Consider the following 24,410-nt stretch of genomic DNA (forward strand, 5'->3'; position numbering starts at 1 on the left):
GCCGGCTACCGCCGGTTGAGAGGGGTCCCTGCCAGATGACGGCACCATTGCACGAGCCGACCGCGGAAGCGGCCCCGAGCGCGGCCGAGGAAGCGGCGGTTGCGACCACCGGCGCCAAGGCCGTCCAGGGCCGGTCCCTGGGACGGATCGCCTGGGAGCGCCTGAAGCGGGACAAGCTCGCCCTCGCGGGCGGCATCGTCGTGCTGCTCCTCATCGTCGTCGCCCTGTTCGCACCCCTGATCACCAGCGCGGTGGGGCAGGACCCGAACGACTATCACGAGAACCTCATCGACCCGCTGTTCGGCACCCCCAAGGGGGCGCTGGGCGGCATGAGCGGTGAGCACTGGCTGGGCGTCGAGCCCGTCAACGGCCGCGACATCTTCGCCCGCATCCTCTACGGGGCGCAGATCTCCCTGCTGGTCGGCTTCCTGTCCGCGATCGTCGCCGTCGTCCTCGGCACGGTCCTCGGCATCCTGGCCGGCTTCTTCGGCGGCTGGGTCGACTCGCTGATCAGCCGGGTCATGGACGGCCTGCTGGCCTTCCCGCAGCTGCTGTTCACCATCGCCCTGGTCTCCGTCATGCCGAACAACATGCTGGGCCTGTCCGGCACCGGCGTGCGCGTGTTCATGATGGTCGTGGTCATCGGCTTCTTCGGCTGGCCCTACATCGGACGTGTGGTGCGCGGCCAGACCCTCTCGCTGCGCGAACGCGAGTACGTCGAGGCCGCCCGATCGCTGGGCGCCGGACGGCTGTACATCCTGTTCAAGGAACTGCTGCCCAATCTCGTGGCGCCGATCATCGTCTACACGACGATGATGATCCCCACCAACATCCTCACCGAGGCGGCACTCAGCTTCCTGGGCGTGGGCGTCAAGCCGCCCACGGCCTCCTGGGGCCAGATGCTCTCGAGCGCGATCGACTACTACGACTCGGACCCCATGTACATGGTGGTCCCCGGCGTGGCGATCTTCATCACCGTTCTTGCCTTCAACCTCTTCGGCGACGGCGTGCGTGACGCGCTCGACCCCAAGGGCTCCCGCTGAAGTGCCGTACCCCAAGCGACCCGTGGCAGCACCTGGCACGGGGTCTCTCATCAAATCCGGAGGATCCGAGATCGTGACTACGCAACGCACCTCAGGGCGGCACAAGCAGGCCATGGCCGCCGCCTTCGTGGTCGCCGGGCTGCTGACCACGGCGGCGTGCGGCGGCGGCAGCGGCGACGGGGACTCGAAGTCGGGTGCCGCCGGCTTCGACGCCGCCAACAACAAGGTCGCCCAGGCCTCGCTGGCCAAGAAGGGCGGCACGCTGAGGTTCGGCGCCGCCCAGGACGCCGACTCGTGGGACACCACGCGCGGCTACTACGGCTTCATGTGGAACTTCTCCCGCTACTACAGCCGCCAGCTCGTCACGAACAAGCCGGCTCCGGGCAAGGAAGGCGCCACGCTCACCCCGGACCTCGCCTCCGGCCTGGCCAAGGTGACCGACGACGGCAAGACCTACACCTACACGCTGCGCGACGGGATCACCTGGGAGGACGGCAAGCCGATCACCTCCAAGGACCTCAAGTACGGCATCGAGCGCATCTGGGCGCAGGACGTCCTCTCCGGCGGCCCGACCTACCTGAAGGACGTGCTCGACCCCAAGAGCGAGTACAAGGGCCCCTACAAGGACACCTCCGCGGACCACCTGGGCCTGAAGGCGATCGACACGCCGGACGACAAGACCATCGTCTTCCACCTGCCGAAGGCCAACTCGGACTTCGAGGAGATGCTGGCGCTCACCTCGGCCTCCCCGGTCCGCCAGGACATGGACACCAAGTCCAAGTACGGTCTGAAGCCGTTCTCCTCGGGCCCGTACAAGTTCCAGTCGTACAACCCGGGCAAGGACCTCACCCTCGTCCGCAACGCCAACTGGAAGCAGGCCTCGGACCCGGTCCGCAAGGCGTACCCGGACAAGATCACGGTCACCTTCTTCTCCAACGCCAACGAGCTGGACCAGCGCCTGATCAACGGCGACCTGGACCTGGACATCAACCAGACCGGCATGTCGCCGCAGGGCCGCCAGACGGCGCTGAAGCAGCACAAGGGCAACCTGGACAACCCGACGTCCGGCTACATCCGCTACGCGGTCTTCCCGCAGAGCGTGAAGCCGTTCGACAACATCCACTGCCGTCTGGCCGTGATCTACGGCGCCGACCACGTCTCCCTGCAGACCGCGCGCGGCGGCCCCCTGGCCGGCGGTGACATCGGCACCAACATGCTCCCGCCGAACGTCGCGGGTGGCGAGGGCCAGAAGTACGACCCGTTCCAGCTCGCCGGCGCCAACAAGAACGGCAACGCCGCCAAGGCCAAGGAAGAGCTGAAGGCCTGCGGTCAGCCGAACGGCTTCAAGACCACCATCGCCGTGCGCAACAACAAGCCGGTCGAGGTGGCCACCGCCCAGTCCCTGCAGGCGTCGCTGAAGAAGGTCGGCATCAACGTCGACATCGACCAGTACGACGGCTCGCAGACCACCGGCATCATCGGCAGCCCCTCGAACGTGCAGAAGAAGGGCTACGGCATCATCATCATGGGCTGGGGCCCGGACTTCCCGTCCGTGCAGGGCTTCGGACTGCCGCTGTGGGACAGCAAGTACATCCAGCAGAGCGGTAACAACAACTACGCCCTGATCAAGGACAAGACGATCGACGGGCTGTTCGACAGCTACGTGAACACGCTGGACGACGCCGGCAAGACCAAGATCGCCACGGACATCAACCACAAGGTCATGGAGGGCGGCTACTACCTGCCCTTCGTCTTCGAGAAGTTCATCAACTGGCGCAGCGACAACCTGGCGAACGTCTACACCACCGACGGCTACAGCGGTATGTACGACTTCGTCAACCTCGGTCTGAAGAACTCGAAGTAACCCGGCACACCCGCCGTACGGCACGAAAGGCAGGTGAAGGCCGGCGCGGCGTGACCGCGGGCCCCCGGACGACCTCCGGGGCCCGCGGTCCCGCGGCGGGCCGTAAGCTGTGCTCGCTTACCTCATCAGGCGGTTGTTCGCCGCCGCAGTGATGCTCGTGGTCATCATCCTGGCCGTGTTCTGCATCTTCTTCCTGATCCCCAAGTGGGCGGGCGTCGACGTCGCCCTGAGCTTCGTGGGCAAGCAGGCCGACCCGGCGGCCGTGGAGGGCGTGCGGGAGAAGCTCGGCCTCGGCGACCCGATCTACCTCCAGGTCTGGGACTTCTTCAAGGGCATCTTCGCCGGCCGCACCTACTCCGGCGGCGGCGACGTGATCCACTGCTCCGCGCCGTGCTTCGGCTACTCCTTCCGCAGTGAGCAGGCCATCTGGCCGGTCCTCACCGACCGTTTCCCGGTCACCCTGCAGCTCGCCATCGGCGCGGCCGTGCTGTGGCTGGTCTTCGGCATCGCGGCCGGTGTGCTCTCCGCGCTCAAGCGGGGCAGCCTGTGGGACCGCGGCGCCATGGTCGTCGCCCTCGCGGGTGTGTCCCTGCCGATCTACTTCACCGGCCTGCTCAGCCTCGCGATCTTCGCCTTCGGGCTTCACTGGGTCGACGCCAAGTACGTGCCGATCAGCGAGAGTTTCACCGGCTGGCTCGACGGCATGATCCTTCCCTGGATCACCCTGGCCTTCCTGTACGCGGCCATGTACGCCCGTATCACCCGCGCCACCATGCTGGAGGTGCTGGGCGAGGACTACATCCGCACCGCCCGCGCCAAGGGCCTGGGCGAGCCGGTCGTCATCGGCAAGCACGCCATGCGCTCCACGATGACGCCCATCCTGACCATGCTCGGCATGGACCTCGGCGCCCTCATCGGCGGCGCGATCCTCACCGAGTCCACGTTCAACCTGCCCGGCCTCGGGCGGGCCGTACTCGACGCGATCCGCAACGTCGACCTGCCGATCATCCTCGGAGTCGTCCTGATCACGTCCCTCGCGGTGCTGATCGCCAACCTCGTGGTCGACGTCCTGTACGCCGTGATCGACCCCCGAGTGAGGCTCTCATGACCGAACTGAGCAAGACCGGGGCGGCCGTGGGTGAGCCCACCCCCGCCTCGACGCCGGCGTCGGCCTTCCTCGAAGTGCGTGACCTGAAGGTGCACTTCCCGACCGACGACGGCCTGGTCAAGTCCGTCGACGGGCTCAGCTTCCAGCTGGAGAAGGGCAAGACCCTCGGCATCGTCGGCGAGTCGGGCTCCGGCAAGTCGGTGACCTCGCTCGGCATCATGGGCCTGCACACCGCCGGCCAGTACGGCAAGCGCAAGGCGCGGATATCCGGCGAGATCTGGCTGGACGGCACCGAGCTGCTCTCCGCCGACCCCGACCACGTGCGCAAGCTGCGCGGCCGGCAGATGGCGATGATCTTCCAGGACCCGCTGTCCGCGCTGCACCCGTACTTCACGATCGGTCAGCAGATCGTCGAGGCGTACCGGATCCACCACGACGTCGACAAGAAGACCGCCCGCAGGCGAGCGGTCGAGATGCTCGACCGGGTCGGCATCCCGCAGCCGGACAAGCGCGTCGACAACTACCCGCACGAGTTCTCCGGCGGTATGCGCCAGCGCGCGATGATCGCGATGTCGCTGGTCAACAACCCCGAGCTGCTCATCGCGGACGAGCCGACCACCGCCCTGGACGTGACCGTCCAGGCGCAGATCCTGGACCTGATCCGCGATCTGCAGAAGGAGTTCGGCTCCGCGGTCATCGTCATCACCCACGACCTGGGCGTCGTCGCCGAGCTGGCCGACGACATCCTGGTGATGTACGGCGGCCGCTGCGTCGAGCGCGGACCCGCCGAGAAGGTCTTCTACGAGCCCCGCCACCCCTACACCTGGGGTCTGCTCGGCTCGATGCCGCGCCTGGACCGCGAGCAGCAGGAGCGCCTGATCCCGGTCAAGGGCTCCCCGCCCTCCCTCATCAACATCCCGTCCGGCTGCGCCTTCAACCCGCGCTGCCCGTACGCCGACGTCCCCAAGGACAACGTCACCCGCACGGTCCGCCCCGAGCTGGCCGAGGTCGGCAGCCGGCACTGGGCCGCCTGCCACATGAGCGCCGAGCAGCGGGAGCGTATCTGGACCGAAGAGATTGCGCCGAAGCTGTGAGCGAGAACTCCAAGGACACGGACGTGACCCTGCCCGCGCAGAGCGACGGCACCGAGACGAAGGCCGCCGGCGCGGCCACCCTCACCAAGGACGCCGGGCACGGTGACATCCTGCTGAAGGTGACCGGGCTGCAGAAGCACTTCCCGATCAAGAAGGGCCTCTTCCAGCGGCAGGTCGGCGCGGTCCACGCGGTCGACGGCATCGACTTCGAGGTGCGCCGCGGTGAAACCCTCGGCGTCGTGGGCGAGTCGGGCTGCGGCAAGTCGACCATGGGCCGGCTGATCACCCGCCTGCTCGAACCGACCGGCGGCAAGGTCGAGTTCGAGGGCAAGGACATCACGCACCTCGGGGTGACGGGCATGCGCCCGATGCGCCGCGACGTGCAGATGATCTTCCAGGACCCGTACTCGTCGCTGAACCCGCGCCACACCATCGGCACCATCGTCGGCGCCCCCTTCCGGCTCCAGGGCGTCACGCCCGAGGGCGGCATCAAGAAGGAGGTGCAGCGGCTGCTGTCGGTGGTCGGGCTCAACCCCGAGCACTACAACCGCTACCCGCACGAGTTCTCCGGCGGTCAGCGCCAGCGCATCGGCATCGCCCGCGCGCTCGCGCTCAGCCCCAAGCTCGTGGTGGCCGACGAGCCGGTCTCCGCGCTGGACGTGTCGATCCAGGCGCAGGTGGTGAACCTGCTGGACGACCTCCAGCAGGAGCTGGGCCTGACGTACGTGATCATCGCGCACGACCTGTCGGTCGTCCGGCACGTGTCGGACCGGATCGCGGTGATGTACCTCGGCAAGATCGTGGAGCTGGCCGACCGGGAGCTGCTGTACCGGTCGCCGATGCACCCGTACACCAAGGCCCTGATGTCGGCGGTGCCGATCCCGGACCCGCGGCGCAGGAACGCCAAGAGCGAGCGCATCCTGCTCAAGGGTGACGTGCCCTCGCCGATCTCGCCGCCGAGCGGCTGCCGATTCCACACGCGGTGCTGGAAGGCGACGCAGATCTGCGCGACGACCGAGCCGCCGCTGGCCGAGCTGCGGCCGGGGCAGCGGGTGGCCTGCCACCACCCGGAGAACTTCGAGGACCAGCAGCCGCAGGACACGGTCCTGCTGACCGTCGCCAAGGAGGCGGCGGAGCTGGTGGCCGACGAGGTCCTCGCGGAGTCTGCCGAGACGTCGGCGGCGGTGGCGGCGGAGGTCGCGTCCGCTCAGGCGTCTGCCGAAGGCGCGGAGGCGGCGTCCGCCGAGGGCGCGGAGGCGTCTGCCGACAGCGCGGAGGCTTCCGCCGAAGCCGAAGCCGAAGCTGAGGCCGTACCCGAGGCCGAAGCCGTACCCGAGGCCGAGGCCGAGGTCGTAGGCGCGGGCGCGGAGGCTTCTGCCGAGAGCGTGGACGTGGCGTCTGCCGACAGCGCGGCGGGGGAGGAGCCGGCGGAGGCATCGGCCGCCGCAGAGGCTGAGGACTCCCCGAAGAGCCCGGAGAAGTAGCGTCTCGGGGGGCATGGCCTGGCTTTGCCAGGTGCACGCCCCCCGAGACGTCAGAATGTTCGGGTGATCCCCCAGCTCTTCAGCCCCTCCGTCCAGCACACGCTCGACCTGGTCGGCATCTTCGTCTTCGCCATCTCCGGCGCGCTGCTGGCCGTGCGCAAGAACTTCGACGTCTTCGGCATCGCCGTACTCGCCGAGGTCACCGCGCTGGGCGGAGGGCTGTTCCGGGACTTGATCATCGGCGCGGTGCCGCCCGCCGCCTTCACGGACCTCGGCTACTTCGTCACGCCGATGCTCGCCGCTCTCGTGGTCGTCTTCCTGCATCCGCACGTCGAACGCATCCAGGCCGCGGTCCTCGTCTTCGACGCCGCCGGCCTCGGTCTGTTCTGCGTCGCCGGGACGACGAAGGCGTACGCCTACGGGCTCGGACTGACCGCTTCGGCCACTCTCGGCCTGGCGACGGCGGTCGGCGGCGGCGTCCTGCGTGACGTACTCGCCAACGAGGTCCCGTCGCTGCTGCGCTGGGACCGCGACCTGTACGCGGTGCCGGCGATCGTCGGCTCCACCATGGTCGCCCTGTGCATCCGCTACGACACGCTCACCCCGCTGGCCAGCGCCCTCGCCGCGCTGACGGCCTTCGTCCTGCGGCTGCTCGCGATGCGGTTCCACTGGCGGGCGCCGCGGGCCTGGAACCGACGTTCGACGGTGCGGGAGGAGTAGCCCTCCCGGCCCGCCCCTGGCGCTGCCCGGTGCGGTCCCGGCCTGTCAGGCCCGCACCGGCCTCCCGCCTCCCGCCGAAACGATCCGCTGCGGTCAGGCCCGCCGCGGGCTCACTGCTTGCGGCCGGCGGCGGCTCCCGACGGGGCGCCGCTGGCCAGCTCGGCGCGGGTCGAGCCCGCCTTCCGCGTGGCCGGCGGCGCGGACGCGGTGGGGTCCTTGACGCCGTGCTTGCCCATCTGCACCGACAGCCAGCGGAAGATCGTGTCGACCTGCGGCTTCCACAGGGCCATCGTGTGGCCGCCCGCGGTGCGCGGCAGATAGACCACGTGGACGGTGGTGGGCGCCTTGGCCGCCTGCTTCAGGGCCATGGCCGCCTCGTAGCCGTCGCGCGGCTGGCCGGAGAGGTAGAGGGCGATCTGCGGCGGCACCTTGGCCTTGCGCAGCAGCATGTACGGGTTGTTCGCGGCGCGCAGGGCGGGGGTCTGCGCGGCGAGGGAGTTGCTCTCGCCGATCGGGTCGTTGTACCCGGACAGGCTCACGGCGGCCCGGTAGCGGTCGGGGTGGGCGACGGCGAGCTTGGCCGCGCAGTGCGCGCCGGCGGAGTAGCCGGCGACCGCCCAGCCGCCCGGCGCGGACTGGGCGCGGAAGTTGTCCATGACCATCTTCGGCACGTCGACGCTCAGCCAGGTGTCGGCGTTGACCGTTCCGGGGATGTTGGCGCAGCCCGTGTCCACGCCGGCCAGCAGATTGGTGCGCGGCGCGACCAGGATGAACGGCGCTACCTCGCCGGAGCGCATCAGCGGCAGCAGCTGCTCGTGCGCCTTCATCGACCCGAACCAGGCCTTCGCCGAGCCGGGGTAGCCCGGCAGCACCTCGACGACCGGGAACTTGTAGTGCCGCCAGCCGGGCAGGTGGTACTGCGGCGGCAGCCAGACGTAGACCTCGGCGTCCACCCCGGACACCTGCCCCTTGAGCTGGGTGACCTGCACGCCACCGGCGGCGCGCATGCCGGGCCCGGTCGCCGGGCTGAACGTCTGCTTGACCTTGGGCAGCTTGTCCAGCGCGATGTTGCCGGTGCCGTTCGCACCGAGGTCGGCGGCCTGGTGGACGTGGTCGCCGGTGCCGAGCAGGTCGTCCCAGTTGTCGTACAGGTTGTTGGCGTTGTTGACCAGGACGAACACCAGGGCGACGGCGGTGCCCTGGGCGAACAGCAGCATCAGCAGCCGGGCCGCGGCGCGCAGGGTCTTCGGTCCGCGCAGCCGTGACCACAGGACCAGAGGAACGAGCACGGCCACGACGGCCAGCACGATCAAGAGGTAGAGGAACGGAGTCCCGGTGAGGCTCATATCCCTAGAGAGGGCGATAACGTCCAGAAGGTTTACGGAGCGATACGGACACTTACCGTTTAATTGCCGAAGCCTCACCTGGGCGGCGGTGCGCGCGGAGTCACCGAGGAGAAAAGCTACCGCTTAGTAGTTACCTGTTGTACCGTTCAGTCATGCCAGAAGCAGCTTCCGCAGCGGCCCGCCGGGCCATGATCGGCGACAGCGAGTTCGACCGCGACACCGCCGTCACCCAGCGCGCCCCCGGTGTCTACGACATCGACCTCTCGGCCGGCTGGACGATCATCAACGCCGTCAACGGCGGCTACCTGCTGGCCGTCCTCGGCCGCGCCCTGGCGCACGCCCTGCCGCACCCCGACCCGTTCACCGTCTCGGCACATTACCTCACCGCCTCCCAGCCGGGGCCCGCGCTGATCCGCACCGACGTCGTGCGCACCGGCCGCACCCTCTCCACCGGCCAGGCCTCCCTCATCCAGTACGACGACGAGGGCAACGAGGTCGAGCGGATCCGCGTCCTCGCCTCCTACGGCGACCTGGCCGCGCTCCCCGACGACGTGCGCACCACGGCCAAGCCGCCGGCCATCCCGCCGATGGAGCAGTGCTTCGGGCCGCAGGACAGCCCCGCCCCCATCCCCGGCAGCTCCGCCATCACCGACCGGCTGATGCTGAAGCTCGACCCGGCCACCCTGGGCTGGGCGCTCGGACAGCCCTCCGGCAACGGCGAGATGCGGGCCTGGTTCGGCCTCGCCGACGGCCGCGACGCCGATCCGCTCTCCCTGCTGCTCGCCGTGGACGCCCTGCCGCCCACCGCCTTCGAGCTGGGCCTGACCGGCTGGGTGCCCACGGTCGAGCTGACCGCGCACGTGCGCGCCCGCCCGGCCGCCGGCCCGCTGCGCGTGGCCATCACCACGCGCAACCTCGCCGGCGGCTTCCTCGAGGAGGACGCCGAGGTCTGGGACAGCGAGGACCGCCTGGTGGCCCAGTCCCGGCAGCTGGCCCGCGTCAGGCTCGGCTGAGGGGTTCCCGGCCCAGCCAGGCCGCGAGCCGGGTGTAGCCGTCCGCCCCCTCGGGGGCGGGCTGCACCCGCTCGAACGGCGTGTCGCCGCCGCGGCGGTCCGCGGGCAGCACCCGCTCGGCGGTGGCCAGCGCGACCTCGGCCAGTTCGGCATCGAGGGGGAGCGGGCGGCCGAGCGCCTCGGACAGGTCCCAGGTGTGCGTGACGATCTCCATGACGTAGCCGGAGAGCGCCTGCCATCCGGGCACCTCGCCCCACGGGACCCGCACCGGCGCCGTCATTCGCGCGTCGGACTCCCACGCCTTCAGCACGCGCGTCCTGACCTCGTCGTACGCCTCCGGCCAGCCGGCGTCCTCCACACCCTGCGCGAACGGCTCCACGGCCATGCCGTCGCCGCCCTCGCCGACCACCGCGATCCGCAGCGTGCCGCCGACCATGTGACTCAGCAACCGCCGTACGTCGAACTCGGCGCACGGGGTGGGCCCTTCCAGCTGCCCGGGCCGCACGGTCCGGATCAGGGCTGCGGCCTGCTCGGTGGCGCGGGCGTAGACGGGGCGCGGGTCGATGGCGTTCATCTGGTACCTCTCTCTCGGTCGGTACGCCGAGGTTCGGCCCATAACCTGACAGTTTCCGTCAACATTTGCCTCCGGCTCTGCGGGCGCGGGATTCTGATGCCGTGAAGTCCGACCGCCTGCTGTCGATCCTGCTGCTGTTGCAGACCCGCGGCCGTGTGCCCGCGCACGAACTCGCCGAGCGGCTCGAGGTGTCGGTGCGCACCATCTACCGCGACATCGAGGCCCTGTCCGCCTCGGGCGTCCCCGTCTACGCCGAACGCGGCCGGCACGGCGGCATCCAGCTCCTCGCCGGATTCCGCACCGATGTGACGGGCCTGACCGCCGACGAGTCCCGGGCCCTGTTCATCCTGGCCGCCGAGGGGGCGCACGCCGCGCTGGGGCTGGACGCCGCGCTGGGCTCGGCGCTGCGCAAGGTGATGGCCGCGCTGCCCGCGCCGCACCGCCCGGCCGCGGAGGTGACCAGCCGGCGCATCCTGGTCGACGCCACCCGCTGGCGCGGCGGCCCCCAGCAGGCCGTCGACCTGGAGGTGCTGCAGGACGCCGTCTTCGCCGACCGCCGCCTGAAGCTGCGCTACCGGCACAGCGGCGAGCACGAGCCGCGCACCTACACCGTCGACCCCTACGGCCTGGTCTCCAAGGCGGGCGTCTGGTACCTCGTCGCCGACCGGCGCGGCCGGCCCCGGCTCTTCCGCGCCGACCGGGTGCGCTCGGCGAAACTGCTCGACGACCCGGTGCGGCGCCGGCCCGGCGTCGAACTCGCCGACGCCTGGGAGGTGCTGCGCCGTCAGGTGGAGGAGCGGCCGGGCGGTCTGGAGGTGGTGGTGCGGGTGCGGCGCGACCGGCTCGACATGTTCCGGCGCATGATGGCCTCCACGCTCGTCGGGCTCCCCGACGACGACGGGCACGGTGAGTGGGTGACCGCCAGGCTGTCGTACCGCGTCGTCGCCGAGGCCCGCCAACTGCTCGCGTTCTCCGACCGGGTCGAGGTGCTCTCCCCGCCTCCGGTGCGCGAGGAACTGGCCCGTGCGGCCGCGTCCGTCACGCGGCTGTACGCGTCCGAATGAGACGGCTCAGTCGAGCCAGTGGCGGCGGCCGATGGTGATCAGCCGCATCTGGCGGGTCGCCACCTGAGTGACCCGCTCCCGCTCCGCCCCGGGCGCCTCCAGGGACTCCAGGAAGAGCGAGGCGGTGATGAGCATCTGGTCGACGTAGAGCGTGGCCAGCATCAGCAGGTCGTCCTCGCTCCAGCCCGCGGAGACCGGGTCCTTGGCCAGCTCGGCCTTCACCTCGTCACCGAACCGGGCCAGCTGCTCGCGGATCGCCTCCCGCACCCGCTGGACGCCGCCATGTCGCTCGCGGGCGATGAAACGGACATGTGCGGGGTACGCGTCCACGTGACGGGCGATCAGTTCGACGGCGCGCACGATGCGTTCCTCGTGGTCGCCCGCCGTGGACACCGTCGTCCTGATCATCGGGTGCAGGCTGCCCAGCGCCTCCTCGACCAGCGCCACGCCCAGATCCTCGATGGAGCGGAAGTGGCGGTAGAAGGCGGTCGGGGCGACGCCGACCGCGCGGGTGACCTCGCGCAGACCCAGGCTGCTCAGGCTCTGCCCCTCCAGCAGGCCGAGCGCCGCGTCCAGGAGGGCTTGGCGGGTCTTCAGTTTCTGGGCCTGCCGGACGCCGAGGATGTGACTCATACCATGCAGTTAACAACTGTTCTCCGGAATTGAAAAGCCGTGGAGCGCGCTAGACTGGGTAGTCAGTGAACAAGTGTTGCTACAAGCGTTCACCGAAACTTCACGAGAGCATCTCGGAGGGGGCTTCATCCCATGCTCTTCCTCGTCGCCGCACTTCTGCTTCTCGGTGTCGTCATGGGCACCGTGGCCCACGCGCCGCTGTCCTTCACCGCGATCGCGGCCGTGGTCATCGCCGTCTGGCTGGCCGTCTTCGCCGTCCGCGAGCGCCACGCCCGCCGGCGGGGCACGCCGGCCCGGTGACCGTCCGCACGTCCCACCACGACTTCGACTGTCGGGAGCTGACCCTCATGCAACTGACCGCACCGGCCACCCGCCGCACCGGCACCCGCGACACCGACGGCATGGCCGTCGCCTCGTTCATCCTGGGCCTGCTGGGCCTGCTCGTCCTCAACCTCTTCCTCGGCCCGATATCCATCGCCCTGGCCTGCGTCGCCCTGTGGCGCGGCACGGCCCGCCGCGGCCGCGCGTACCTGGGCCTGACGCTGGGCGTGGCCGACCTGGTCGTCCTGTTCGCGTTCATGCAGGCGGACAACTCGGTGTCCTGGAGCTTCTGAGGGATACGACCGCGTCGTGGAGCCGGGGTCGGGTGCCGCAATCGCCGTGAACGCATGTGAGGCAGCCCGGCCGCCCTGGAGCCGAGGCCGCCCGCACGGGCCCCGTAGAATCGGCACACCATGGCTTACCTCGACCACGCCGCGACCACCCCGATGCTCCCGGAGGCGGCAGAGGCCCTGACCGCCCAGCTGAGCATCACGGGCAACGCCTCGTCCCTCCACGCATCCGGCCGCCGGGCGCGCCGCACGGTCGAGGAGGCCCGCGAGACCCTCGCCGAAGCACTCGGCGCCCGCCCCAGCGAGGTGGTCCTCACCTCCGGCGGCACCGAGGCCGACAACCTGGCGGTCAAGGGCCTGTACTGGTCCCGCCGCGACGCCGACCCGGCCCGCACCCGGGTCCTGGCCAGCCCCGTCGAGCACCACGCCGTCCTGGACGCCGTCCACTGGCTCGGCGAGCACGAGGGCGCCACCGTCGAGTACCTCCCCGTGGACAGCCACGGCCGGGTCCATCCCGACGCCCTGCGCGAGGCGATCGCCCGCGACCCCGACGGCGTCGCGCTGGCCACCGTCATGTGGGCGAACAACGAGATCGGCACCCTGCAGCCGGTCCGCGAACTCGCCGACGTCGCCGCCGAGTTCGGCGTCCCGCTGCACTCCGACGCGGTCCAGGCCTTCGGTCAGGTCCCGGTCGACTTCGCCGCCTCCGGCCTCGCCGCGATGACCGTCTCCGGCCACAAGATCGGCGGCCCCTACGGCATCGGTGCCCTGCTCCTCGGCCGCGAGTACAGCCCCGTACCCGTCCTGCACGGCGGAGGCCAGGAGCGCCACGTCCGCTCCGGCACCCTCGACGTCCCCGCGATCGCCTCCTTCGCCGTCGCCGGCCGCCTCGCCGCACAGCAGCGCGCGTGGTTCGCCCGCGAGATAGGAGCCCTGCGCGACCAGCTCATCGACGCGGTCCGTACGGCGGTGCCGGACGCGATCCTCGGCGGCGACCCCGCACCGGAGGGCCGGCTGCCGGCCAACGCGCACTTCACGTTCCCCGGCTGCGAGGGCGACTCCCTGCTGCTCCTGCTGGACGCCCAGGGCATCGAGTGCTCCACCGGCTCCGCCTGCACCGCGGGCGTCGCCCAGCCCAGCCACGTCCTGCTCGCCACCGGCGCCGACCCCGACCTGGCCCGCGGCACCCTGCGCTTCTCCCTCGGCCACACCTCCACCGAGGCCGACGTCGAGGCGCTGGCCAAGGCCATCGGTCCAGCCGTCGAACGGGCCCGCGCGGCGGGACTGACGTAGGACGGACGGCCTTCGGGCAGGCGGGGGGCACGCGAAGGCGGGGAACGCGAAGGGACCTACGAAGCGGGTTCCCTTCGCCGGCATGGTCCGGATCAGGTGCTGGGGGTCGCCTTCCGGTCGTGAACCGTCCGGCCTCTCAGCCCGACCGTCGACGTCGGCCTCAGCGGAAGCCGGGGCTTCTCGCTCAAGTCGGCTACTCCGGTCGAACTCCCTCACTCGCCTCGTAGGCCTGAAACCAGGATAGAACGGGATCGGCGCAAAGAAAGGGGGTAATGGGTAATTTTTACGCCCGCCGCACCAGGGCCAGATAGCGGTCCCAGTCCCAGTGCGGCCCCGGGTCGGTGTGGTCCGTGCCCGGCACCTCCACATGGCCGATGATGTGCTCCCGGTCGACGGGTATGCCGTATCGCCGGCAGATCCCGGCCGTCAGCCGCGCCGAGGCCGCGTACATAGCCGCGGTGAAGTCGGCCGGCCGGTCCACGAACCCCTCGTGCTCGATGCCGACGCTGCGCTCGTTGTACTCCCGGTTGCCCGCGTGGAAGGCCACGTCCAGCTCGCGGATCAGCTGCGTGACGTGCCCGTCCTGGCGGACGATGTAGTGCGCCGCCGCCTTGTGGCCCGGGTCCTGGAACACCTTCACCGCGCTGCGGTAGCTGCCCTGCGTGACATGGACGACCACCCGGTCGATCGGGTAGTCGTCGGGCCGGTCGGCCAGGCGGTAGTTCGCCGTCGACGCCGCCACCCACTGGGCGCCCCGGAAGTCGACCGCGCCCGCCACCCGCTCCTTCTCCACCCCCGGCAGCCGCCACCACAGATGCGCCAGCTCGTCGCGGGCCAGCACCGCCGTGCCCGCGGCGGCCGCCGCACCGCCGAGCAGCAGCGCGCGCCGCCCGATCCGCCGGTCTCCATCGTTCTTCGCATCCCCCATGTGGTCGTCAACGCATATCCGGCACTCCTGGTTCCCGCGCCCCCGTACCCTGGAAGGGCTATGACTGACACCCCGCAGCGCTCCCGTCCCCTCCGCGTCCTCGCCGCCATGTCGGGCGGCGTCGACTCCGCCGTCGCCGCGGCCCGCGCCGCCGAGGCGGGCCACGACGTGACCGGCGTCCACCTCGCGCTCTCCGCGAACCCCCAGTCCTTCCGCACGGGCGCGCGGGGCTGCTGCACCATCGAGGACTCCCGGGACGCCCGCCGCGCCGCGGACGTCATCGGCATCCCGTTCTACGTGTGGGACCTCGCCGACCGCTTCCGCGAGGACGTCGTCGAGGACTTCGTCGCCGAGTACGAGGCCGGCCGCACCCCGAACCCCTGCCTGCGCTGCAACGAGAAGATCAAGTTCGCCGCGCTGCTCGACAAGGCGCTCGCCCTCGGCTTCGACGCGGTCTGCACCGGCCACTACGCCCAGGTGATCGTCCGCGAGGACGGTTCCCGCGAGCTGCACCGCGCCTCCGACATGGCCAAGGACCAGTCGTACGTCCTCGGCGTGCTGGACGAGCAGCAGCTCGCGCACGCGATGTTCCCTCTCGGTGACACGGTCACCACCAAGGAGGAGATCCGCGCGGAGGCCGAGCGGCGCGGTCTCGCCGTCGCCAAGAAGCCCGACTCGCACGACATCTGCTTCATCGCCGACGGCGACACCCAGGGCTTCCTCGCCCGGCGCCTCGGCAAGGCGGAGGGCGACATCGTCGACGAGGCCGGCAACCGGATCGGCACCCACGAGGGCGCGTACGGCTTCACCATCGGCCAGCGCAAGGGCCTGCGCATCGGCACCCCGGCCCCCGACGGCAAGCCCCGCTACGTCCTCGACATCTCCCCGGTGAACAACACCGTCACCGTAGGCCCGGCCGCCGCCCTGGACGTGACCGCCCTGACCGCGATCAAGCCGCGCTGGTGCGGCACGGCCCCGGCGGGCCCCGGCACCTACACCGCGCAGCTGCGCGCCCACGGCGACGAGACCGAGGTCACCGCCGAACTGGCCGACGGCGAGCTGCGCGTCACCTTCACCGAACCGGTCCGCGGCGTCGCCCCCGGCCAGGCGATCGTCCTGTACGACGGCACGCGCGTGGTGGGCTCGGCGACGATCGCGACGACCACGCGCGCGACGGCCGGCGTGGCCTGACCCGAGCCGGCCTCACCCGCAGAAGACGTCCGTCAGCACCGGGCCCAGCACGTCCGGCTCCACCATGTGGGTCTGGCCCTCAAGGACCCGGTGGTCGCTGCGCGGCGCCGCCTCGGCGAGCGCCCGGTTCGCGGCCAGCATCCACGCCGGGCTCGCCCCGCCGGCCACCACCAGCAGGGGCACGGGGAGCGCGGCGACCCGCTCGCGGGGCAGCAGGCCGTCACCCATCACCGCGGCGTCGTACGCCAGGCTGGGGGCGACCGCCTCCATACCGGCCCACATGGGGGACTGGCGCGCGCCCCGGATCACCTCCTCGCCGAGCCCGGTCAGGCGCAGGAACAGCTCCACCGCGTCCCCGCGCCGGTCCTCGGCGAGCGCCGCGGTCAGGTTCCGCGCGTAGGCGGCCTGCTGCTCGGCACCGCCCTCGAGGAAGTCCGCGTACGGCACCTCGTACACACCCGCCTGACGGACCGGCAGCCCGCTCGCCGCCGCCTCGATGACCAGCGCGCCGCCCGAGGAGACGCCGAACAGGGCCGCCTCACCGCCCACCGCGTCGATCAGCGCGGCCAGGTCCTCGACCTCCCGCTCGACCGCGTACGGCGCCGTGTCACCGCTCTCGCCGCGGCCCCGGCGGTCGTACACCACGGCCGTGCAGTGCCCGGCCAGCCGCTCGGCCAGCGGGGCCAGCGTGCCCCCGGTGGACATCGCGCCGCTCACCAGGATCACGGGCGGGCCGTCGCCGTGGCGCTCACCGGCGATGCGGGTGCCGTCCCGCGACACCACCGTCAGCCTGTGCTTACCGTCCTGCTTCTCCTGCTTCTCCATGGCAGAGCAGACTGCCGCAGATGACGCGGCCGAGCGGTCACGACACTTCCACCTCGTAGAAGCAGAGGTGGTTCTCGATCTGCGCCACGTCCGGTTTCGGGTCCGGGTACGACCACACCAGGTCGGGGGCGCCGGGCAGCGACCAGTAGGACGCCGTGCCCTTGAACGGGCAGTGGGTGCGGGTGTCGGAAGGGGTGAGCAGCTCCAGCCGGACGTCCTCGGCGGGCAGGTAGTACCGCGGCGGACAGCCGGTCTCGTGCAGGACGAGCGGGCGGTCGCTCTCGGCCAGGACCTGGCCGTCGTGCACCACGCGCACGTGCCGGTCGCTTCGCTCGACGGTGATGGTGTGTCCTCGGGTCATGTCGAAGAACAGCGCTTTCCGGGCGCCGGTTCTTCCCGCGTACGGTGGGCCTCATGCGTATCTGTGTCTTCCTCTCCGCCGCCGACCTCGACGACCGCTACACCCGTCCCGCGCGCGAGTTCGCCGAACTGCTGGGCAAGGGCGGCCACACGCTCGTGTGGGGCGGCTCGGACGTCGGCCTGATGAAGGTCGTCGCGGACGGCGTGCAGGAGGCCGGCGGACGGCTGTGCGGGGTCTCGGTGGACTTCCTGGCGGCCAAGGTCCGCCCGGGCGTCGACGACATGGTGATCGCCAAGGACCTCGCCGAGCGCAAGAGGCTGCTGCTGGAGAAGGCCGACGCGGTGGTGATCATGGTGGGCGGCACCGGCACGCTCGACGAGGCCACCGAGATCCTGGAGCTGAAGAAGCACGGCCACGCCGACAAGCCGGTGGTGCTGCTGAACACCGCGGGCTTCTACGACGGCCTCAAGGAGCAGTTCCGGCGCATGGACGACGAGGGCTTCCTGCCCCGCCCGCTCACCGACCTGGTGTTCTTCGCCGAGGAGCCGGTGGGCGCGCTGGCCTACCTGGAGGAGAGCCAGGGCATCGTCTGAGCCGGCGGTGATGCGAGCATGGCGGGCATGGCTACACATGTGATCACCGGAGCCGGTTCCGGTATCGGCGCGGCCGTCGCCCGCCGTCTGCACGCGCGCGGGGACGACCTCGTGCTGCACGCGCGCGACGCGGGCCGCGCGAAGGAGCTGGCCGCCGCGTTCCCCGGCGCGCAGACCCTGGTCGGCGATCTCGCCGACCCCGACAAGCTGTCCTGGGCGCTGTCCCACCAGTCGCTGCCGGACCGCGTGGACTCGCTGCTGCACATCGCGGGCGTCGTCGACCTCGGCCGGGTCGGCGACCTGACCCCGAAGTCCTGGCGCCACCAGCTCAGCGTCAACCTGATCGCGCCCGCCGAACTGACCCGCCTGCTGCTGCCCCAGCTGCGCGCCGCCCGCGGCCACGTGGTGTTCGTCAACTCCGGCGCCGGCCTGAACGCGCACGCCGAGTGGTCGGCGTACGCGGCCTCCAAGCACGGCCTGAAGGCCCTCGCCGACTCCCTGCGCCAGGAGGAGCACGGCAGCGGCGTCCGCGTCACCTCCGTCTACCCCGGCCGCACGGCCAGCCCCATGCAGGCCAAGGTCCACCAGCAGGAGGGCAAGGAGTACGACCCGTCCCGCTGGATCGACCCGGAGTCGGTCGCGACGGCGATCCTGATGGCGATCGACCTGCCGGGCGACGCGGAGGTCAACGACCTGACGGTGCGGCCGGGGCGCTGATCCCACGCGGGCACGGCGCCGGGCTGCCCGGCCACAGGCAGTCGGCGAAGGACCCTCGGTGACGCTTACGTAGGCTTCAGGCGTGAGCGAAAACAGCCAGTTCAGGTTCGCGGGCGCCACCGGGGTCGGGTCGATGCCCGGGGGCGATGCCCGCGAGGCCGTCAAGACCGTCACCGGGTCCTTCGAGGACTTCCCGTTTCTGCCGGAGCTGCCCGGCCGCGGCCCCGGCGCGGACATGATCGGCCGAACCGCGGGGATGCTCGTCGAGCTGTACGCGCGCGTGGAGCCCAGCGGCTGGCGGCTCGGCGACCGGCCGGGCCGCGACACCAAGCGGGCCCGGTCCTGGCTCGTCGAGGACCTCGACGCGCTGGAGGAGTTCACGCAGGGCTACACCGGGCCGCTGAAGGTGCAGGCGGTCGGCCCGTGGACGCTCGCCGCGAGCCTGGAGCTCAGGAACGGCGAGGCCGCCCTCTCCGACCCGGGCGCCTGCCGCGACCTCGCCGCCTCCCTCACCGAGGGGCTGCGGCTCCACCTCGCCGAGGTCCGGCGGCGCGTCCCCGGCGCCCAGCTCGTCCTCCAGCTCGACGAGCCGTCCCTCACCTCGGTCCTGCGCGGCCAGGTGAGAACGGCCAGCGGCTACCGCACCCACCGCGCCGTCGACCGGCAGGTCGTCGAGGCCACCCTTCGCGACACCGTCGCGGTGCACGCCGGCGGCCCCGTCGTGGCCCACTCCTGCGCCCCCGACGTGCCCTTCGCCCTGCTGCGCCGGACCGGCGTGGCGGCCGTCTCCTTCGACTTCTCCCTGCTCACCGAGCGTGACGACGAGGTGATCGGGGAGGCGGTCGAGGGCGGCACCCGGCTGTTCGCCGGTGTCGTGCCGGGCACGGACGGCCCGTTGTCAGACCCTGCCGGTAGCGTCATGGGTGTCAGGACGCTGTGGCGCAGGCTGGGCCTGCACCCGGGGCTGCTCGCTCAGGCGGTCACGGTGACGCCGGCGTGCGGGCTGGCGGGCGCCTCCCCGGCGTACGCGCGCCAGGCGCTCGCCCACTGCGTCCGGGCGGCGAGATCCCTCGCGGACAACCCAGAGTAACGGGAGGACAACACGGTGGCCGGCGACAAGCAGCAGGCGGAGACGGCAGTGCCCGCCGAGGCACGTGAGAAGCACGCCAAGCTCGCTGAGCAGATCGAGGAGCACCGCTTCCGGTACTACGTGAACGACGCTCCCGTCATCAGCGACGCCGATTTCGACAAGCTCCTGAAGACGCTGGAGGCGCTGGAGGAGCAGTACCCGGAGCTGCGGACGCCGGACTCGCCGACCCAGAAGGTCGCGGGTTCCTACGCGACGGAGTTCACCTCCGTCGAGCACCGCTCGCGCATGCTCTCCCTCGACAACACCTTCAACGACGACGAGCTCGCCACCTGGGCCGACCGCATCGCGCGCGAACTGGGCGACCAGGAGTACCACTTCCTGTGCGAGCTGAAGGTCGACGGCCTCGCCGTGAACCTCACCTACGAGCGCGGCCGCCTCGTCCGCGCGGCGACCCGCGGCGACGGGCGCACCGGTGAGGACATCACCCCCAACGTCCGCACGATCGCCGAGATCCCGGACCGCCTCGACGGGGACGAGGTCCCCGACCTCGTGGAGATCCGCGGTGAGGTCTACTTCCCCGGAGAGAAGTTCGAGGAGCTCAACGCCCGCCTGGTCGAGGCGGGGGACAAGCCCTTCGCCAACCCGCGCAACGCCGCCGCCGGTTCGCTGCGCCAGAAGGACCCGCGCGTCACCGCCACCCGCCCGCTGCACATGGTGGTCCACGGCATCGGCGTCCTGGAGGGCTACTCGGGGATGACCCGGCTCTCCCAGGCATACGACCTGCTGAAGACCTGGGGCCTGCCCACCTCCCGGCACAACAAGGTGGTCGACGACCTCGACGGCGTCCGTGAGTTCATCGCCTACTTCGGCGAGAACCGGCACTCGGTGGAGCACGAGATCGACGGCGTCGTCGTCAAGCTCGACGAGATCCGCCTCCAGGGCCGCCTCGGCTCCACCGCGCGGGCGCCGCGCTGGGCGATCGCGTACAAGTACGCGCCGGAGGAGGTCAACACCAAGCTCGTCAACATCCGCGTCGGCGTCGGCCGCACCGGCCGGGTCACGCCGTACGCGCAGGTCGAGCCGGTGACGGTGGCCGGCTCGGAGGTCGAGTTCGCCACGCTGCACAACCAGGACGTCGTCAAGGCCAAGGGCGTCCTCATCGGTGACACGGTGGTGCTGCGCAAGGCCGGCGACGTCATCCCCGAGATCCTCGGCCCCGTGGTCGACCTGCGCGACGGCAGCGAGCGCGAGTTCGTGATGCCGAGCGAGTGCCCCGAGTGCGGCACGCCGCTGCGGCCCATGAAGGAGGGCGACGTCGACCTGCGCTGCCCCAACGCCCGCGCCTGCCCGGCCCAGCTGCGTGAGCGCCTGTTCTACCTCGCGGGCCGCAAGGCCCTGGACATCGAGCACTTCGGGTACGTCGCCGCGGCCGCCCTCACCAAGCCGCTGGAGCCGGCGGACCCGCCGCTGAAGGACGAGGGCGACCTGTTCGACCTGACCGTCGAGCAGCTGCTGCCCATCAAGGCGTACGTCCTGGACCAGGACAGCGGTCTGCCCAAGCGGGACCCGAAGACCGGCGAGGAGAAGATCGCCACCGTCTTCGCCAACCAGCAGGGCGAGCCGAAGAAGAACGCCCTGGCCATGCTGGAGAACATCGCGGCGGCCAAGCAGCGCCCGCTCGCCCGCATCCTCACCGGGCTGTCGATCCGGCACGTCGGCCCGGTCGCCGCCGAGGCGCTCGCCCGGGAGTTCCGCTCCATCGACCGCATCGAACAGGCCAGCGAGCCGGAGCTCGCGAACACCGACGGCGTGGGTGCGATCATCGCCGCCTCCCTCAAGGAGTGGTTCGCCGAGGAGTGGCACCAGGAGATCCTGCGCAAGTGGAAGGCCGCCGGCGTCCGCATGGAGGAGGAGAGCACCGGCGAGGACGACAGACCCCGCCCGCTGGAAGGGCTTACCGTCGTCGTCACCGGCACCCTGGAGCACTTCACCCGGGACGGGGCCAAGGACGCGCTGCAGAGCCGCGGGGCCAAGGTGACCGGTTCGGTGTCGAAGAAGACCGCGTTCGTCGTTGTGGGGGACAACCCCGGATCGAAGTACGACAAGGCGATGCAACTCAAGGTGCCCGTCCTGAACGAAGAGGGCTTCAACGTCCTGCTCGACCAGGGCCCGGAGGCCGCGGCGGACGTCGCTCTTTCGGCCGAGGAGTAGCGGTTGAAGGCCACCCGATCGGCGCATATCAGATGCATAGGGGTGGCCGGGGCGCATTCGGGCAACCGTCGGCGACCGCTGCCCGAGGAAGGCGTCCGCGGCCTACTGTTGAGATATGCGCCTGCCGTGCCCAGCTGCGGTCGGGGCATCCTCGCGCTCGTGATGGGCGAGGGGAAGGGTTTTCCAACGCGGAGCCGTTGAGGGAAGTCGGGCATCGGGCCGCGAGGCGTGGGCACCGCCGGTTGTGAGAGGGACGGGAATGGAACCGACCGAGAGCACCGCCCCCGGCTCACGGCTGCGCCGTGTGGCGGGCGCGTGGCGGGGGAGCCGGTGGGTGACACGCGCCATGGGGCGCGGCGGCGCACGCGAGCGCGCCGCCCCCGCATACCCGGGCGCCGACGGCATGTCCTCCGCCCGGCTCGGCGCCGGCCTGACGGCCGCCGACGGGCGCGACGCCACCACCCGGCTCAGCGCCACCCGGGTCCGCGTCGGCCGGGTCCGCCCCGGCGGGCTCGATCCCTCCCGCCCCGCCACGGCCCTGCCCGGCGCCGACCACGAACGCCACCTGTCCTGGCCCCCGCTGCCCGTCACGGTCGTCACGGCCGCCGGGTTCGTGCTGGGCGCCGGCTTCTACCGTGCTTTCACCGGCGGCCACGCCCTCTTCCCGTCCGGCGCGGTCGGCTGGTCGCTGGCGCTGCTGACCGGCATCATCGTCGGCCACCTGGTCATGCTGGGCCGCGCCCGCTGGTGGGGCGGCACCGGTTCCGGCGCCGCCCTCACCCTCGCCGTCCTGCTGCTCTACGGCTGGGTGCCGGCCGGCATGGTCAGCCTCACCGTCGTCGTCCTGGTCGGCATAGCCCGCCGCCACCGCTGGCGGCAGGGGGTGCTGCACGGCGCGGTGGACCTGCTCGGCATCGGCGCCGGCGCGCTGGTGCTGGCCGCCTTCGGTGCCGTACCGACCGTCGAGGCGCCCTCGGACCCCGACGCGTGGACCTTCTACACCGCCCCCGAGGTGGTGCTCGTCGCGGTCGCCTACCTCGCCGTGACCCGGATCCTGCTGTGGTACCTGCACGCGCCGCGCTCCGGCGGACTGCCCACGGTCGCGCGCACCGCGCTGGTCAGGCAGGGCCTGGTCGCCGTGGCCCTGCTCGGCATAGCCCCGCTGGTGTGCGTGGTGGCCAGCACCAAGCCGGTGCTGCTGCCGCTGTTCTCCATCCCGCTGATCGCCCTGGACTCCACCTTGTGGATAGCCCGGGCCCGGGCGGAAGAGCAGCTGCGCGACCCGCTCACCGGACTGCCCAACCGCCAGTGGCTGCTGGAACGCATCTGGACCGCACTGGACGACGCCGAGCGCATCGGCGCCCGTGCCGCCCTCGTGCTGATCGACCTGGACCGTTTTCGATCGGTCAACGACACCCTCGGTCATCTGGCCGGGGACCGGCTGCTGCTCCAGATAGCCGACCGGCTGCGGCTGGCCCTGCCGCGCGGCGCCGAGGTGGCGCGGCTCGGCGGTGACGAGTTCGCCGTGTTACTGCCGGTCGCCGACTCCACGACCTCGGCGATGCGCGTCGCCCGCGGCCTGGTCGCCGACCTCAGCTCACCGCTCGATCTCGACGGGCTCACGCTCGTGCTGGAGGCCAGCGCCGGCGTCGCCGTCTTCCCCGACCACGCGCTGGAGGCCGAGGGCCTGCTGCGCCGCGCCGACGTGGCGATGTACCAGGCGAAGCGGGACCGCACCGGGGTCGAGGTCTACGAGTCCAAGCGCGACTCCAACACCCCCGACCGGCTCGGACTCCTCGGCGATCTGCGCCGGGCGCTGGACGCCCACGAGGTCCAGCTGCACTACCAGCCCAAGGTCCGCTTCGACGGCCAGGTGGCCGGCCTCGAGGCACTCGTGCGCTGGGTGCATCCCGAGCGCGGGAAGGTGCCGCCGGACGAGTTCATAGCGATCGCCGAGTCCTCCGGCCTGATGCCGCACCTCACCGAGTACGTCCTGGACACCGCGCTCGCCCAGGTCGCCGAGTGGCGCTCGCAGGGCCTGTTCGTCCCGGTCGCCGTGAACGTCTCCCCGCGCGACGTGCACACCCCCGGCTTCGCCGGCTCCGTCGCCGCCCGGCTGGCCCGGCACGGGGTCCCGGCCGGTTCGCTGCAGCTGGAGATAACGGAGCACGTGCTGCTGGAGGACCCGCAGCGCGCCGCCGACACCCTCGCCGGGCTCACCGGCCACGGCGTGAAGATGTCCCTGGACGACTTCGGCACCGGCTACTCCTCCCTGGTGCACCTGCGCCGGCTGCCGGTCAGCGAGCTGAAGATCGACCGCTCGTTCGTGGCCCGGCTCGCGGTGGACGCCGAGGACGCCGCGATCGTGCGCTGCACCGTCGACCTCGCCCACTCCTTGGGCCTGCTGGTCGTCGCCGAGGGCGTCGAGGACGACGAGACCTGGGAGCGGCTGCGCGACCTGGGCTGCGACGCCGTCCAGGGCTGGCTGGTCGCCGCCGCGATGCCACCGGAGGAGACGACCGCCTGGCTGCGCGCCCGCGGCTCCCGCGGCTGGCAGCGCCCCGCGGCAGCGCTCCCCGCCGCCACGGTGGACGACCCGGGCCGAGTCAGCTGACGACGCGAGTCCCGGCGCAGCGACCTCACGGCG

Annotated in this window: 23 protein-coding genes; 17 read left to right on the forward strand and 6 right to left on the reverse strand. The window is 71.4% G+C overall.

What is annotated here, in order from left to right; all coding sequences use genetic code 11:
- Positions 1-35 precede the first annotated feature (35 nt).
- The 6 genes from ACF1GV_RS32870 to ACF1GV_RS32895 all read left to right on the forward strand — a co-directional run bounded on the left by ACF1GV_RS32870 (position 36) and on the right by ACF1GV_RS32895 (position 7,313).
- Entirely contained in the window at positions 36-1,043 is a 1,008-nt protein-coding gene (locus tag ACF1GV_RS32870; RefSeq protein WP_391688138.1) for an ABC transporter permease, read from the forward strand.
- Between the two features lie 73 nt (positions 1,044-1,116).
- Positions 1,117-2,907, forward strand: a complete 1,791-nt coding sequence (locus ACF1GV_RS32875; RefSeq protein ID WP_391688141.1) for an ABC transporter substrate-binding protein — start codon at positions 1,117-1,119, stop codon at positions 2,905-2,907.
- Between the two features lie 109 nt (positions 2,908-3,016).
- A complete protein-coding gene (locus tag ACF1GV_RS32880; RefSeq protein WP_391688144.1) occupies positions 3,017-4,015 on the forward strand; it encodes an ABC transporter permease in 999 nt (332 codons plus the stop codon).
- Positions 4,012-5,109: an ABC transporter ATP-binding protein gene (locus tag ACF1GV_RS32885; RefSeq protein WP_391688147.1), complete on the forward strand. Its 1,098-nt coding sequence runs from the start codon at positions 4,012-4,014 to the stop codon at positions 5,107-5,109. The genes ACF1GV_RS32880 and ACF1GV_RS32885 overlap by 4 nt, the downstream gene beginning before the upstream one ends.
- 23 nt (positions 5,110-5,132) lie before the next feature.
- Entirely contained in the window at positions 5,133-6,593 is a 1,461-nt protein-coding gene (locus ACF1GV_RS32890; RefSeq protein WP_391688693.1) for an ABC transporter ATP-binding protein, read from the forward strand.
- 63 nt (positions 6,594-6,656) lie between these two features.
- On the forward strand, positions 6,657-7,313 hold the full coding sequence (locus tag ACF1GV_RS32895; protein ID WP_363262331.1) for a trimeric intracellular cation channel family protein: 657 nt from the start codon (positions 6,657-6,659) through the stop codon (positions 7,311-7,313).
- Between the two features lie 110 nt (positions 7,314-7,423).
- Here ACF1GV_RS32895 and ACF1GV_RS32900 read toward each other — a convergent pair whose 3' ends face one another.
- Complete coding sequence (locus ACF1GV_RS32900) at positions 7,424-8,659, reverse strand: alpha/beta hydrolase (protein WP_391688151.1); 1,236 nt, start codon at positions 8,657-8,659, stop codon at positions 7,424-7,426.
- A gap of 152 nt (positions 8,660-8,811) precedes the next feature.
- On the opposite strand from ACF1GV_RS32900, the gene ACF1GV_RS32905 reads away from it, so the two are divergent.
- Positions 8,812-9,672, forward strand: a complete 861-nt coding sequence (locus tag ACF1GV_RS32905) for a thioesterase family protein (RefSeq protein WP_391688154.1) — start codon at positions 8,812-8,814, stop codon at positions 9,670-9,672.
- Here ACF1GV_RS32905 and ACF1GV_RS32910 read toward each other — a convergent pair.
- Positions 9,659-10,246 carry a TIGR03086 family metal-binding protein gene (locus ACF1GV_RS32910; protein ID WP_391688157.1) on the reverse strand — a complete coding sequence of 196 codons (588 nt, stop codon included), beginning with the start codon at positions 10,244-10,246 and terminating at the stop codon, positions 9,659-9,661. The genes ACF1GV_RS32905 and ACF1GV_RS32910 overlap by 14 nt on opposite strands.
- A gap of 101 nt (positions 10,247-10,347) precedes the next feature.
- On the opposite strand from ACF1GV_RS32910, the gene ACF1GV_RS32915 reads away from it, so the two are divergent.
- Positions 10,348-11,310: a helix-turn-helix transcriptional regulator gene (locus ACF1GV_RS32915; protein WP_391688160.1), complete on the forward strand. Its 963-nt coding sequence runs from the start codon at positions 10,348-10,350 to the stop codon at positions 11,308-11,310.
- Between the two features lie 6 nt (positions 11,311-11,316).
- Here ACF1GV_RS32915 and ACF1GV_RS32920 read toward each other — a convergent pair whose 3' ends face one another.
- Positions 11,317-11,943, reverse strand: a complete 627-nt coding sequence (locus tag ACF1GV_RS32920; protein ID WP_391688164.1) for a TetR family transcriptional regulator — start codon at positions 11,941-11,943, stop codon at positions 11,317-11,319.
- Positions 11,944-12,075: 132 nt separating this feature from the next.
- Between ACF1GV_RS32920 and ACF1GV_RS32925 the strand changes: the two genes are divergently transcribed.
- The 3 genes from ACF1GV_RS32925 to ACF1GV_RS32935 all read left to right on the forward strand — a co-directional run bounded on the left by ACF1GV_RS32925 (position 12,076) and on the right by ACF1GV_RS32935 (position 13,847).
- Entirely contained in the window at positions 12,076-12,243 is a 168-nt protein-coding gene (locus tag ACF1GV_RS32925; RefSeq protein ID WP_361627903.1) for a hypothetical protein, read from the forward strand.
- Between the two features lie 47 nt (positions 12,244-12,290).
- Complete coding sequence (locus tag ACF1GV_RS32930; RefSeq protein ID WP_391688696.1) at positions 12,291-12,557, forward strand: DUF4190 domain-containing protein; 267 nt, start codon at positions 12,291-12,293, stop codon at positions 12,555-12,557.
- 120 nt (positions 12,558-12,677) lie between these two features.
- Entirely contained in the window at positions 12,678-13,847 is a 1,170-nt protein-coding gene (locus tag ACF1GV_RS32935) for a cysteine desulfurase family protein (RefSeq protein ID WP_391688167.1), read from the forward strand.
- Between the two features lie 283 nt (positions 13,848-14,130).
- On the opposite strand, the gene ACF1GV_RS32940 is transcribed toward ACF1GV_RS32935, so the two are convergent.
- Positions 14,131-14,775, reverse strand: a complete 645-nt coding sequence (locus ACF1GV_RS32940) for an N-acetylmuramoyl-L-alanine amidase (RefSeq protein ID WP_391688170.1) — start codon at positions 14,773-14,775, stop codon at positions 14,131-14,133.
- A gap of 60 nt (positions 14,776-14,835) precedes the next feature.
- On the opposite strand from ACF1GV_RS32940, the gene mnmA reads away from it, so the two are divergent.
- A complete protein-coding gene (mnmA, locus tag ACF1GV_RS32945; RefSeq protein WP_391688173.1) occupies positions 14,836-15,966 on the forward strand; it encodes a tRNA 2-thiouridine(34) synthase MnmA in 1,131 nt (376 codons plus the stop codon).
- Between the two features lie 12 nt (positions 15,967-15,978).
- Here the strand turns inward: mnmA and ACF1GV_RS32950 are convergent, their stop codons facing one another.
- Entirely contained in the window at positions 15,979-16,791 is an 813-nt protein-coding gene (locus ACF1GV_RS32950) for an alpha/beta fold hydrolase (RefSeq protein ID WP_391688176.1), read from the reverse strand.
- A 37-nt stretch (positions 16,792-16,828) separates the two neighbouring features.
- Entirely contained in the window at positions 16,829-17,152 is a 324-nt protein-coding gene (locus ACF1GV_RS32955; RefSeq protein ID WP_363262321.1) for a DUF427 domain-containing protein, read from the reverse strand.
- A gap of 53 nt (positions 17,153-17,205) precedes the next feature.
- Here ACF1GV_RS32955 and ACF1GV_RS32960 point away from each other — a divergent pair, with 53 nt between their 5' ends.
- The 5 genes from ACF1GV_RS32960 (at position 17,206) to ACF1GV_RS32980 (ending at position 24,377) form a co-directional block, all read left to right on the forward strand.
- On the forward strand, positions 17,206-17,745 hold the full coding sequence (locus tag ACF1GV_RS32960) for a TIGR00730 family Rossman fold protein (RefSeq protein ID WP_391688180.1): 540 nt from the start codon (positions 17,206-17,208) through the stop codon (positions 17,743-17,745).
- An 18-nt stretch (positions 17,746-17,763) separates the two neighbouring features.
- Complete coding sequence (locus tag ACF1GV_RS32965; protein ID WP_391688183.1) at positions 17,764-18,462, forward strand: SDR family oxidoreductase; 699 nt, start codon at positions 17,764-17,766, stop codon at positions 18,460-18,462.
- Positions 18,463-18,544: 82 nt separating this feature from the next.
- The gene (locus ACF1GV_RS32970; protein ID WP_391688185.1) at positions 18,545-19,552 is read left to right on the forward strand and encodes a methionine synthase; all 1,008 of its coding nucleotides are present in this window, start codon (positions 18,545-18,547) and stop codon (positions 19,550-19,552) included.
- A gap of 15 nt (positions 19,553-19,567) precedes the next feature.
- Positions 19,568-21,763 (forward strand): NAD-dependent DNA ligase LigA, encoded by a 2,196-nt coding sequence (ligA, locus tag ACF1GV_RS32975; RefSeq protein WP_391688188.1) that lies wholly within the window; start codon positions 19,568-19,570, stop codon positions 21,761-21,763.
- A gap of 259 nt (positions 21,764-22,022) precedes the next feature.
- The gene (locus tag ACF1GV_RS32980) at positions 22,023-24,377 is read left to right on the forward strand and encodes a putative bifunctional diguanylate cyclase/phosphodiesterase (protein WP_391688191.1); all 2,355 of its coding nucleotides are present in this window, start codon (positions 22,023-22,025) and stop codon (positions 24,375-24,377) included.
- Positions 24,378-24,410: the final 33 nt, after the last annotated feature.

The organism is Streptomyces sp. NPDC014006 (assembly GCF_043088925.1).
Lineage (GTDB): Bacteria > Actinomycetota > Actinomycetes > Streptomycetales > Streptomycetaceae > Streptomyces.